Here is a 12,010-nt window from a genome sequence, read left to right on the forward strand (position 1 = left end):
TTCTTGGCTGACATGGGTGCCCTCACTTCGCCGTGATCCGGACCGCGCCGGTCGTCGTGTCGCCCTTGTCGTCGGTGACGGTCAGATGCGCCGTGTACGTGCCCGCGCGCGCGTACGTGTGCTCGGCGCTGCCGCTCTCCGTGCCCGACGGCTTGGCGTTGTCGCCGAAGTCCCAGTGGTAGGAGGCCGCGGTACGGCCCTGGGGGAGCTTCACCGTGCTCGTGAGCTTGACGGCGAGGGGCGCGGTGCCGGTCGCCGGTGCCGCCTTGGGCGTCACCTTCGCGCCCGTCTTCTTCTCGACCCCGGGCCCGTTGAAGTGCAGCCAGTCGACCGTCAGGAGATCGGCCTTCTCGGACGTCCATTCGGGGTTGGTGAAGACGGCGTACAGCTTCGTCGTGCCGTCGTGGGCGGCCAGTTCGGTGGTCGGCGAGATGAAGTTGCCCCAGCCGCCCGTGTTCGGCACGCTCACCTTGCCGAGCAGCTTGCCCGTGGGTGACCCGGCGCGGAACTCGATGTCGCCGCCGAGGCCGGCCGAAGCCGCCCCCACCGTCACGGAGTCGACGCCCTTGAGGTTGACCGGGTCGAACGACACCCAGTCCCCGTCCTCGATCTCGATGAGGCGCTTGCCGCCGGACGCGTCGGCACGGTCACCGATGACGGCGCCCTCGTGCGCGCCGCCGGTGGCGGTGCGGTGCTCGGCCTCACGGAAGGAGGTCCGCAGGGTCAGCGAGGCGGAACCCGTCAGAGCGGGCACCCCGGACGCGCCCTTGTCCTCGTACTGGGCCGTGATCCCGTAGTAGAGATTCTGGCCGGCGCCATGGCTGTCGCCCGCGTCCGTCACGATCTCGCCCGTGCAGCCGGTGTAGTTGTCCAGCGGGTGCAGATGGGTGTCGTGCCCCAGCTGCGACTGGACGACGACCCGCTTGCAGTCGATCTTGCCGTCCTCCTTGTCCGTCACCTTGACCTTGAACGGAATGGTGTCCCCGAAGCTGAACGTCCCGCCACCTGGCGGCTGTTGGATCGTCACCACGGGCCGGGTGTTGCCGACGGTGACCTCCTGCACGGCCAGACCGCTCAGGCCGTCCGGCCCCGTCACCTTCAGACGCGCGCTGAACTGCCCCTTCTTGGTGTAGGTGTGCGTCGGGTTCGCCTCGGTCGAGTCGGTCGTGCCGTCCCCGTCGAAGTCCCACGCGTACGTGATCGGCTTGTCGCCGGGAAGGCCCGAACCCTCGCTGGAGAACTTCACCTCGAGCGGGGTGCTGCCATTGTCCGGAGTGGCCGTGACGCGGGCGTCCGGAAGGCGTCCGTCCGCCACGTAGTCGATGCGGTAGATGCCCGCGCCTTCGTTGCTGCCACCGCGGCCCGTGCCGCTGCCGAGCCCGAAGTCGATGACGTACATCGCGCCGTCAGGACCGAAGTCGGCGTCGAAAGGCTGGTTCCATTTCAGGTCGGGGAAAATGGAGTTGATCGAGTTCAGATCGCCCGCCTTGGCCGGCTCGAAGCGCGGGTCGGTGAACGTCTGGTCCTTCTCCTGCATCGAGAAGACCTTGAACCACTGCCGCGTCAGCTCGTAGTTGAACCACTTGCCCTCGAAGTACTCGGGGAATTTGGTCTTGTACGTGTTATCGGCGTCGTAGTCGTAGACGGGACCGCTCATCGGACCACCGCCGCCCGTGCCGAGTTCGGGGAACTGCTCGGAGGCCGAGTAGGCGTACCAGACGTTCGCGGGCTGCGCCGGAGGCAGCTCGCGCAGGCCCGTGTTGTTCGGCGAATCGTTCACGATCTTCGCGCAGTCGAATTTCGCGCCCGACTTCTTCGTCGCGAAGTCGTAGTCGTTGAAGGGGGTGTTGTCGCCGATGCAGTAGGGCCAGCCGTAGTTCCCCGCTTTGGTGATGCGGTTGTACTCGACGGTCCCCTCGGGACCCCGGTCGGCGGCGGCGGTCTTCGAGTCGGGCCCGTAGTCGGCCATGAGGAGAGCGCCGCTCACCGGGTCCGTGGTGATGCGGAAGGGATTGCGCATCCCCATCGCGTAGATCTCGGACCGCGTCTTGTCGGCGCCCGGCGCGAAGAGATTCCCCTCCGGCACGGAATAGGTCCCGTCGTCCTTGGGCGTGACACGAAGCACCTTGCCGCGCAGGTCGTTCGTATTGCCCGATGTGCCTTGCGCGTCCCAGGCGCGGCGGCCTTCGCGCTCGTCGATCGGGCTGAATCCGTCCGACGCGAACGGATCGGTGTTGTCACCCGTCGCGATGTACAGCTCGCCCTTCTTGTCGAAGGCGATCGAGCCCGCCATGTGCGAGTTCGCCCGACCCTCGCCACGCCACGTGGGAATGGTCAGGAGCCGCTTCTCCGTCGCCGGATCGATCTTTCCGCCCGCCTCGGTGAAGCGGGAGAGATTGATGCGTTTCTCGGTCTTGTCGGAGTTCAGGAGATAGACCCAGTGGTTGTCCTGGAACTTCGGGTCGAGCGCGAGACCGAGCAGCCCGTCCGACTGGCTCGTCATCTCGGGGGTGTAGTCGAAGTCGAGCGCCGTGGAGACCTTCAGCGTCTCCTGATCGATGATCTTCAGCTTCCCGGTGCGCTGGATGAAGAAGACCCGGCGGTCGGGAGCGACGGCCAGCTCGAAGGGGTCGGCCAGATCGTTGGTAGCGAGCGGTGTGCGCTGGAAGGCACCGGTCTTGGTGGCGCTGCAGTCGCCGGGCTTGTTGCCCGCGGCCCACTCGATGCCACCGAGGATGTGCTGGAGGAAGCCCTCTTCCTGGAAGGCCGCCTTGTCGTGCCCGCCCGCCGTGTACCAGGAGCGACCGCCGTCGTACTTCTGGCACCAGGACCACGGCTGGTCGACGCCCTCGTCGAGCCCGGTGACGCCGTCACGCACCTTGACCTGCGCGAGCGTGTGCACCTTCCCCGTCGGATTCGCGCGCCAGTTGTACCACTCCTCCTTGCGCTCCCAGAGCTCCGGAAGCCCCTTGGTGGAGGGGTGCGCGTGGTCGAGCACCTTCACCCGGCCGGTCTGCACCTCGGGGTGCTTGTCGAAGATCGCGCCGACCAGACCCTCGTACCAGGTCCAGTCGCGCTCGCTGGCCGAGGCGGAGTGCAGGCCGACGAAGCCGCCGCCCGCGCGGACGTACTTCTGGAAGGCCGCACGCTGCTCGGCGTCGAGCAGATCACCCGTCTCGGGCGTCGAGTTGGTGTTGTTGAAGATGATGGCCTGGAAACGGGCGAGATTGGCGTCGTTGAAGGCGGCCGCGTCGTCCGAGGCCTCCACCTCGAAGCCGTTCTCGCTGCCGAGCTTCTTGATGGCCTCGATGCCCGCGGGGATCGACTCGTGGTGGGAGTTCGTGGTCTTGGAGAAGACCAGGACGCGGAAGGGGGCCGCGGCGGCCGTCGGCTCTGCTTGTGCGGTCGCGCGGTGCGGCGCGGTGAGGCCGAGGCCGATGACCAGGGCCAGCAGGGCGATGAGCGCGAGCCAGGGGCTCGGCGAGGTGGGTCCTGGTCTCGGCCGGACGGGGCCGCGTCTGGGCACGGTGGGACTCGTGGAACTCATGGCGCTCCCTGGGCTGGGCGGGTGGACGGCTGCCGGTAGCCGGGTGTGCGGTGAGTGCGAGTTGCGCGGGGCGCTTGGTGGACTGGTCTTGACGTGCTTGATGGGTGCTTGACGTGTGCTTGATGCGCTTGATGTACGGAGACCAGAAGGAGGCTAGAAAGCGCTTTCTCCTGCGCGTTGTTCAGCGTAGGTTCCGCCCTGATGGGGGGTCAATGGGTCGGAAGGGCCTGGCGTGAGAAGGGGGTCGCTGGGCGGTAACCGGTAGGGGTGTGTGAGGGGAGTCGCCGCACGGCACTGGTATGAGGGCGCGTGTGCGGGGGAGGGCTTCAGGCGAAGAACCGAAGCCGTACCGAAGCCGCACAGATGAAGCCGCACAGACGAAGCCGTACAAATGAAGCCGTACAGGGGAGCTTTCCGTCATGCCTGACCACGCCTCGACGCCCGCACCCGTCGCGTACACCGCCGGACTCGTGAACGCGGTGGACGGCGTGCCCGTCGCCACATACACCTGGCTGCCCGAGGGCGGCCGTCCGCGCGCCTTCGTGCAGATCGCGCACGGCGCGGGTGAACACGGCTTGCGCTACGACCGGTTCGCGCGCCACCTGACGGCGCACGGCTATGGGGTGATCGCCTCCGACCACCGGGGCCATGGTGCGACGGCGCAGGGGACGGGTGGGTACGGGGTGACGGGGACGTCCGTGGACGCGTCGGCCGCGGAGGTGTCATCCGCGGACGCGTTGTCGCCCGATACTTCGTCCGGCGCTTCGTCCGGCGCTTCGTCCGGCGCGGCGGCCTTCGACAGCTGGCGCGCCATGGTCGACGACCTCAAGGCGATCGGCGACCAGGTACGCACCCTGCATCCGGGAACCCCGCTCTTCCTGCTCGGCCACAGCATGGGCTCGCACCTCGCCAGGGACTACGCCCAGGAGTACCCGGACGGCCTCGCGGGCCTGATCCTCTCCGGAACCTTCCGCTCGCTGCCCGGAGTCGGGATCGAGGAGTCCATCGTCCGCCTGGAGCGCGAGATCGCCGAGGACGGCCGCGAGGCCCTCTCGTCCTACCTCCCCGAGCTCTTCGCCGCCTTCAACGACCCCTACCCCCGCCGCACCGGCTTCGAGTGGCTCTCGCGCGACGAGGCCGAGGTCGACGCGTACGTGGCCGACGAGCGCTGCGGGTTCCCCTTCTCCGCCGGGCTCTGCCTGGACTGGGTGCGTGCCGTGCGCAAGATGAACGACCCGCGGAACCTGGCCCGCGTCCCGGCGGACCTGCCCCTCCACATCGCCGTCGGCACCGACGACCCCTGCAACCAGGGCATGACGCTGGTCCACGAGCTTCTGGAGGACTACAGGTACGTGGGCCTGGACGACCTCACCTGGAAGGGGTACGAGGGGGCGCGGCACGAGATCCTCAACGAGACCAACAGGGACGAGGTGCAGGAGGACCTGCGGAACTGGCTGGACAAGCGGGTGCTGTGAACTGTGCCGGGCTGAATCGCTCGGTTGCTGGGGCCGAGGGCGGGCGGCGGTCGTCGTGCCGGAGGAGCGCGCGGTCGCTGTGTCGGAGGGCCGGGTGGTCGTTGTGTCGGAGGGCCGGAGCAGCGCGCATCGGTATCCGCTGCATCCAGCCATGCACATGCCCTGATCCGGCCTCAGTTGCTCCTTTTCGGCAGGCTGCCTGCCGTCAACACCCCGCGTCCCTATGGTGATAAGGACACGACAGTCTGCTTGGGGGGTGAGACCGATGGCCTTCACCGAGATAGCCGTAGCTGTGATTACGGCCGGTCCTGCCTACATCGCGGTCTGGTTGACCGCACGAGGTGCTCAGGGTGAACCGGCACAACCGCGGGCTTGTGCGCAGCACACGGTCTGTGAGCAGTGCGAGGATCGAAGCGCGGCGGACGGCATGCCGGGCTACCGGAAGGCTTGGGCCCTCGCAACCTGACCCCCCTTCTCTTCGCCGTAACGCGCCGGGCCCGCCACACTCGCGGTGGCGGGCCCGTCGTGTCACCGTGTCGCTGCGTCGCCGTGTCGCCGTGTCGTGAACGGCGTCCGGGGGCCGCTGTCAGTGGCGTTGGCTACCGTTCAGGGCATGTCTCGAGCTCATGCCAAAGCCCAGGTCACGGGTGACGATGTACGCGATATCGCGCTGTCCCTGCCGGATACGACCGAGAAGGTCGCCTGGAGCATGCCCACCTTCCGGGTGGCAGGAAAGATGTTCGCCACGCTCCCCGAGGACGAGACGTCCATCGCCGTGCGGTGCCCCAAGGAGGAGCGCGACGAGCTGGTCCTCGCGGAGCCGGACAAGTTCTGGATCGCCGACCACGAGGCGATGTTCGCCTGGGTGCGCGCACGGCTCTCGGCCCTGGACACGGCAGAGCTGAAGGACATCCTCGCCGACTCCTGGCGCCAGGCGGCCCCCACCCGACTCCTGGACGCCTACCCGGAGTTGGGCCTCCCGCCGAGCAGCTGACCTCCTGACAGCGACTGGGCGAAAAGAGATCGGCCGCTGTCAGTGCCCCGTGGCATGATCCGGCAGGGCGGAGGGCGGGGCTCGTCGGACGACGGGCCGGGCGCTGTCGCCAGGGGAGGGGACAGGAGTGCCGTCAGGGGACGGGTTCGACGAGGGCAGCCGTCGTCGTGAGACGGGCAGGGGTGTGCGGGGCCCGGCGGAGGGGCCGGGCGAGAGCGCCTCCCCGGCCAGTGAGCACGGCTCATCCGGGGGCGAGGCGGTGGCGCCTGGCTGCGGGGCCGCGTCGTCCGGTGGCGAGGTCACACCGGCTGGCCGCGAGACTGCGCCGACCGACCGTGCGGTCACGCCGACGGGCCGTGAGGCCGTGACCTCCGGCCGTGGGGCCGCGTTGCCCGGTTGTGAAGCCGAGCCGTCGGGCCGTGAGGTCTCATCGACGGGCCGCGAGTCTGTGCCCTCCGGCCGCGAGATCGTAGCGTCCGGCCGTGGGGCTGCGTCGGCCGGTTGTGGAGCCGAGCCGACCGGCCGCAAGGTCACGCGGACAGGCCGCAAGGTCGCGCCGTCCGGCCGCGAGGTCACGCTGACGGGCCGCGAGGCCGTGTCACCCGGCCGCGAGGTCGTGTCCTCCGAGCGCGAGGCCGTGTCACCCGGCCGCGAGGCCGTGTCCTCCGAGCGCGAGGCCGTGTCACCCGGCCGCGAGGCCGTGTCCTCCGAGCGGGAGGGCGGGTCGGGCGGGCGCGTGGCCAGGGCGATGACGGGGGTCGAGCGCGACGGCATCTGGTCGCTGGACTTCGGGTTCTTCTTCGGGGCGCGGACCGTGGCCAAGCTGGGTGACACCATGTTGCCCGTCGCGCTCGCCGCGGGCCTGCTCCAGCACGGGTACGGAGCGGGCGCGGTCGGTCTCGCGATGGCCGCCACGACCGTCTGCTTCGCGGGCCTGGTGATCTTCGGCGGGGTCTTCGCCGACCGTTTCAGCACCCGCCTGCTGATGATCGGCGCGGACGTGGTCCGGCTCGGCTCGCAGTCGGTCGCGGCGGTCCTCTTCTTCACCGGTCACGTCGTCCTCTGGCAGATCTGCGTCATCGGCGCGGTCAACGGCGCGGCGGGCGCGCTCTTCCAGCCCGGCGTCGCCAGCACGGTCCCGCGCCTGGCGGCAGACGTCCAGAAGGCCAACGGCGCGATACGCGTGGCCGAATCGTCCGCCGCTCTAGCGGGGCCGGCCGTGGCGGGCGTCCTCGTGGCCCTCGCCTCGCCCGGCGCCGTCTTCGCCGCGCACGCGGGGACGTACGGACTGAGCGCCCTGTGCCTGGTACTGCTCAGGCTGCCACCCGCGCTGCCCGGCTCGCTCCCGCACAGCAACGGCTTCCGGGCCGATCTGGTGCAGGGCTGGCGGGAGTTCAGGTCCCGCACCTGGCTCTGGGGCGTCATCGCCATCTTCTGCGTCCTGATGATCACGACCACCGGTCCGCTGACGCCACTCGTCGCCACCCTCGTCGTCCAGGAACACGGCTCGGGGGCGTACGGCCTGGTGAACTCGGCCCTGGGCGCCGGCACCGTGCTCGGCGGCCTGCTCGCCCTGCGGCTGCGCCCCCGCCGCATGCTCCGGGCGGGTTCCCTCGCCCTGATCGGCTACTGCGCGTTCCCGGCGTCCGTCGGCTGTCAGCTCGGCGTCCCGCTGATGGCGGTGGGTGCCGCGATCGCGGGTGCCGGGCTCTCCTTCTGGGGCGTGATGTGGGCGACGAGCGTCCAGACCCAGGTGCCACCCGACGTCCTCAACCGGATCCACGCCTACGACGTCGCGGGATCGATCGCCCTGCTCCCGGTCGGCCAGGCACTCGCCGGTCCTGCATCGAGTGCCTTCGGTGCCGAGCAGGTGCTGATCACGGGCGCCGTCACGACGGTCGTCGTCTGCCTCGCCATGTTCGCGGTGCCCGCGATACGAGGGTTGGTGCGGGTGGACGCAAGGCCCCCCGTATCCGGCGGGGGAGCGGCTCCCGGACGGCTGACGCGCGGATCCATTGCCGACGGGCCACCGTCCGAACCGGCGTCGGACCACCGAGTGAGCCGATGACCGACTCCCTCCCGAACGAGCCGATAGCCGACTCCCCAGTGGGCCGATGACCGACCGCTGGACGACCCCCGGCCCACCCCGGGACGGGCTCATACGAGGAGGGCCCCAGCCCCCAGGAAGCCGCTGATCCGCTCCCGCAGCGAGCGTGCGTCGAGCCCGTGCGCGGCCATGTGCTCGTCGACCTGCCCGTAGCGCCGCAGCTCGGCACGGCCGACGCCGAGCCCGAGGACCCGGTGCGGGATGTCGGAGAGCGCGTCGTTCGCGGCGGAGGTGGAGGTCCCGGCCAGATAGGGCTCAACCAGAACGACGTCGGCCCCCACCCCCATCCCCACCCCTGCCTCCGTCGCACGACGCAGCGCCTCCCCGTCGAAGGGCCGCACAGTGGTCGCGTACAACACGGTGAGATCCAGGCCCTCTGTCGCGGCGAGTACGTTGTCCAGCATCGGGCCGACGGCGATCACGACCCCGCCACGCCCTTCGCGGACGGTGTGGAAGCGCGCTCCGTCGACCGGCAGAGCCTGGGCGTTCGACTGCACCGAGAGCCGGACGTACACCTTGTCGTCGCCCGCGGCGACAGCGTGCCGCAGCAGTGCCTCGGCTTCGTCCGGGTGCCCCGGAACGTGCACGGTCCAGCCGTCCAGCGTGTCGAGCAGGGCCACGTCGCCGGGTGCCATGTGCGTGAAGCCGCCGGCGGGCCAGTCGAAGGAGGCGGCGGCACTGACCAGCACGCCGCCCACGCCCTGATGCCCGAAGTCCAGCTTCACCTGCTCGAAGGGCCGCTCCACGAGGAAGCTCGCGAAGGTGTGCACGACGGGCCGCAGCCCGGCGAGAGCGAGCCCGGCACCGGCCCCGATGAGCAGCTGCTCCCGGATCCCGACATTGATCACCCGGTCCGGATGCCTGCGCTGGGCCCCCGTGAACCCGTCCGCGCCGATCTCGGCGAGAACGACGGCGACGCGCGGATCCTCGTCGAGCAGCCGGGAAAGGACGGGAGCGAAGCGATCACGCATGGTGTCCATGACAGAGAACCTCCAAGAGAGAAAACTGAAGAATCGGCGACGCGGCGCAAATGCGGCGCAGACGCCGCACGGTCCGACGAACGCTCAGGCGCTGACGCCGGCGCCGGTTGCTTTGGGCCGGGTCTCGCCCCCGGACGACTTCGGTTCGACCCGGGCCACGACCACCCGCGGCCGTCCCGGATGCGGCGCGGTGAACGCCGCGTACAGCGCGTCGTGATCACGCCCGTCGACGGTCTCGGCGGACCACCCCGCGGCCTCGAACCGCGCGGCGATGCCGCCGGGCCTGGCATGCCGTGCGGAGGCGTTGTCGATCACGACGGTGTGCAGCCGCTCCAGCCCGGAGGGCCCGGCGAAGGCGATGGCCTCGTGATTGCTGCCCTCGTCCAGCTCCGCGTCCCCCACGAGCACCCACACCTGGGCGTCGGAGTTGCCCTGGGCCCGGAGCCCCAGCGCCGTCCCGACGGCGATCGGCAGCCCGTGCCCGAGGGACCCGCTCCCGATCTCGGCCCCCGGCACGAGCACCCGGTCCGGATGGTGCCCCAGCGGCGAGTCGAACGCCCCGAAACCCTCCAGCCAGTCGACGGGAAGGAAACCCTTGGCGGCGAGGACGGCGTAGTACGCCATGGGCCCATGCCCCTTGGAGAGCAGGAATCGATCACGCCCGGGGTCGTCCACCCGCTCGGGTGTGACCCTGAGCACCCGGTCGTAGAGGACCCAGAGCGCGTCGAGGGTGGACGTCGCGGCGGGCCCGTGCTTCTCGTCCCCCGTCATCCGCCCCATGAGGCGGGAGAGGTCTGCGTATCCATATCCGTATCCGCGTTCCGCTGTCGTCGTCATGACACAGAGCGTGCAACCTCAAGTCAGCTTGAGGTCAACCGTCCGCGAAAGGCGTGAGCGATCACGGCTCGGAGTGCGGTATTGTTTCGGTGCACGTTCGGCCAGGGGAAACCCCAGGTCACACGGGCACCGGGACGTGGCGCAGCTTGGTAGCGCACTTGACTGGGGGTCAAGGGGTCGCAGGTTCAAATCCTGTCGTCCCGACTTGTGTTTTCACAGGTCGGAGGCCGCTTTCGCAGAGATGCGAGGGCGGCCTTTCGTGTTGTGTGGGCTGCCGTGGGCGCCCTGTGGTCAGCAGCAGCTGGGTCCTGCCTACCAGCTGAAACCCCACCTCCTATGAGGTGAGGTCAGTAGGCTGACGGAGGAGTCAGGCGTGGCATCGCGGGCGCCGGGGGGCGTGGTGGTGGCGGTGTCGAGGGGAGGGGGAGGTGCTTCGCATCTGTCGGGTGCTTGATTCGTGGGTGGCCGTCTGGTGTGTGTTCCGGGGCGTCTTCGGTCCTCCGCGGCGCGCTGTCGCAGGCCGACCGGGCGCGGTGGGCATGTGAGCCGGCGCGGTGGGCGTGTGAGCCGGCGCGGTGAGGGGGTGAGCGGGCGGTTCTCGGCCGAGGTGCTGCCGGTTCCGCTGCGTGCCTGGCTCGGGGTGGTCGCTGTCCTCGCCGCGGTGGTGGTCGTCGTGCTCGGGGTTCTGTATGCCGGGCACAGCCGGGCCGGCACCGTGGACGCGTGGCTCCAGCCGCCGACGGCCGACAGTGTGCGGCCGCCGTGGCGGCGTGTCGCGCTGGCCACGGATTTTCTGGGGGAGCCCGCCGGAGCGGTGGTGCTGGTCGCGGTCGTCGTGACGGGGTGCTTGATGCTGCGGTGGCTTCGTGCGGCCGTGCTCGTCGTTGCCGGTGGCGTCGTGGCCGTGGGGACGGCCACGCTGATCAAGTCCGTGGTGGGGCGCACCATCCATGGTGACGACAACCTGTCCTACCCGAGCGGGCACGCCGCCTTCCTCACCGCGCTCGCCCTCACGGTGGCGCTGCTCGCCACCGGTCGGCTCGGCCTCGGCAGGGGGGTCGGTGCGCTGCTCGTGTTCGCCGCGGCGCTCGTCGCCGGCTCCGCCATGGGCTGGGCACAGGTCGCCCTGGGCGCCCACTACCCGACCGACGTCCTCGGCGGCTGGTGCACCGCGCTCGCGGTGGTACCGGCGACCGCCTGGGTGGTCGATCGGGTGGCCGACGCCCGTCGGAGTCAGCAGAATTGATGGGCCGTCAGGTCATGCCAAGCTGCGGAACACCGGCTTCACCGGCCTGCCGGACAGCCATGGAGTGGGGTCGGCCGCGTCCAGCGCCTTCCGGTACACCGCGCACGCCTGGGCCACCACCTCGACCGTCCGGTCGATGTCGGCGTCGTCGAGCGCGCTGCTCACCACGAACGACGGGGCCAGCACCCCGCCCGTGAGGAGTTGGCGCAGGAACAAGGTGCGGTACTGCTGCGATGGCCGATGGTTCTCGTCGAGGGTGGCGAAGACCAGGTTGCTGGCCCGGCCCCGGACCACGACGTGGTCGCCGACGCCCATGCTGGCCGCGGCCTCGCGCACCCCCGCGGCCAACCGCTCGCCGATGGTGTGCAGTTGGGCGGTGACGCCCTCCTCGGCGTAGATGCTCTGCACCGCCATCGCGGCGGCCAGCGAGTGCGTCTCCGCGCCGTGCGTGGTGGACAGCAGGAACACCCGCTCGCCGGAGTGGCGAAGACCGCCCCGCTCCATCAGCTCGCGGCGCCCGGCCAGCGCGGACACGGCGAACCCGTTGCCCAGCGCCTTGCCGAACGTGGAGAGGTCGGGGACGACGCCGTACAGACCCTGGGCGCCCGCCTCGGACCAGCGGAAGCCGGTGATCATCTCGTCGAAGATCAGTACGCAGCCGTGGCGGTCGGCCAGTTCGCGCAGGCCCGCGAGGTATCCGGGCGGCGGCTCGGCGTGGCCGGCGGGTTCGAGGATCAGGCAGGCCACCTCGTCCTGGTACCGGCTGAGCAACTCCTCCGTGGCGGCCAGGTCCCCGAACGGGAAGGCCACGGTGAGCTCGGTGG

The 12,010-nt window shown here is 70.2% G+C and carries 8 protein-coding genes and 1 tRNA gene; 5 read left to right on the forward strand and 4 right to left on the reverse strand.

What is annotated here, in order from left to right; all coding sequences use genetic code 11:
* Window positions 1-22: 22 nt before the first annotated feature.
* Window positions 23-3,547 (reverse strand): ThuA domain-containing protein, encoded by a 3,525-nt coding sequence (locus ACFUPX_RS02980; RefSeq protein ID WP_383314799.1) that lies wholly within the window; start codon window positions 3,545-3,547, stop codon window positions 23-25.
* A 419-nt stretch (window positions 3,548-3,966) separates the two neighbouring features.
* Between ACFUPX_RS02980 and ACFUPX_RS02985 the strand changes: the two genes are divergently transcribed.
* From ACFUPX_RS02985 to ACFUPX_RS02995, 3 genes are all read left to right on the forward strand, one after another.
* Entirely contained in the window at window positions 3,967-5,022 is a 1,056-nt protein-coding gene (locus ACFUPX_RS02985) for an alpha/beta fold hydrolase (RefSeq protein ID WP_383314803.1), read from the forward strand.
* A 613-nt stretch (window positions 5,023-5,635) separates the two neighbouring features.
* Entirely contained in the window at window positions 5,636-6,016 is a 381-nt protein-coding gene (locus tag ACFUPX_RS02990; protein ID WP_383314806.1) for an MmcQ/YjbR family DNA-binding protein, read from the forward strand.
* 748 nt (window positions 6,017-6,764) lie between these two features.
* A complete protein-coding gene (locus ACFUPX_RS02995; protein WP_383314877.1) occupies window positions 6,765-8,084 on the forward strand; it encodes an MFS transporter in 1,320 nt (439 codons plus the stop codon).
* Between the two features lie 89 nt (window positions 8,085-8,173).
* Here ACFUPX_RS02995 and ACFUPX_RS03000 read toward each other — a convergent pair whose 3' ends face one another.
* Together ACFUPX_RS03000 and ACFUPX_RS03005 are read right to left on the reverse strand one after the other, a co-directional pair.
* The gene (locus tag ACFUPX_RS03000; protein ID WP_383314809.1) at window positions 8,174-9,103 is read right to left on the reverse strand and encodes a transketolase family protein; all 930 of its coding nucleotides are present in this window, start codon (window positions 9,101-9,103) and stop codon (window positions 8,174-8,176) included.
* A gap of 84 nt (window positions 9,104-9,187) precedes the next feature.
* Entirely contained in the window at window positions 9,188-9,940 is a 753-nt protein-coding gene (locus tag ACFUPX_RS03005; RefSeq protein WP_383314812.1) for a transketolase, read from the reverse strand.
* Window positions 9,941-10,070: 130 nt separating this feature from the next.
* Here ACFUPX_RS03005 and ACFUPX_RS03010 point away from each other — a divergent pair.
* Window positions 10,071-10,144 (forward strand) — tRNA-Pro (locus tag ACFUPX_RS03010).
* 358 nt (window positions 10,145-10,502) lie between these two features.
* Window positions 10,503-11,186, forward strand: a complete 684-nt coding sequence (locus ACFUPX_RS03015) for a phosphatase PAP2 family protein (protein WP_383314815.1) — start codon at window positions 10,503-10,505, stop codon at window positions 11,184-11,186.
* A gap of 12 nt (window positions 11,187-11,198) precedes the next feature.
* On the opposite strand, the gene ACFUPX_RS03020 is transcribed toward ACFUPX_RS03015, so the two are convergent.
* The coding region (locus ACFUPX_RS03020; RefSeq protein ID WP_383314818.1) for an aminotransferase class III-fold pyridoxal phosphate-dependent enzyme at window positions 11,199-12,010 on the reverse strand (812 nt) is incomplete at its 5' end.

The sequence above is a fragment of the Streptomyces sp. NPDC057302 genome (genome assembly GCF_042667685.1).
Lineage (GTDB): Bacteria > Actinomycetota > Actinomycetes > Streptomycetales > Streptomycetaceae > Streptomyces.

Excerpts from the sequence above, each read along its gene's own strand:
- ACFUPX_RS03000 (WP_383314809.1), bottom strand. The coding sequence starts at position 9,103 with ATGGACACCATGCGTGATCGCTTCGCTCCCGTCCTTTCCCGGCTGCTC.
- ACFUPX_RS03005 (WP_383314812.1), bottom strand. The coding sequence starts at position 9,940 with ATGACGACGACAGCGGAACGCGGATACGGATATGGATACGCAGACCTC.
- ACFUPX_RS02990 (WP_383314806.1), top strand. The coding sequence starts at position 5,636 with ATGTCTCGAGCTCATGCCAAAGCCCAGGTCACGGGTGACGATGTACGC.
- ACFUPX_RS02995 (WP_383314877.1), top strand. The coding sequence starts at position 6,765 with ATGACGGGGGTCGAGCGCGACGGCATCTGGTCGCTGGACTTCGGGTTC.
- ACFUPX_RS02980 (WP_383314799.1), bottom strand. The coding sequence starts at position 3,547 with ATGAGTTCCACGAGTCCCACCGTGCCCAGACGCGGCCCCGTCCGGCCG.
- ACFUPX_RS02985 (WP_383314803.1), top strand. The coding sequence starts at position 3,967 with ATGCCTGACCACGCCTCGACGCCCGCACCCGTCGCGTACACCGCCGGA.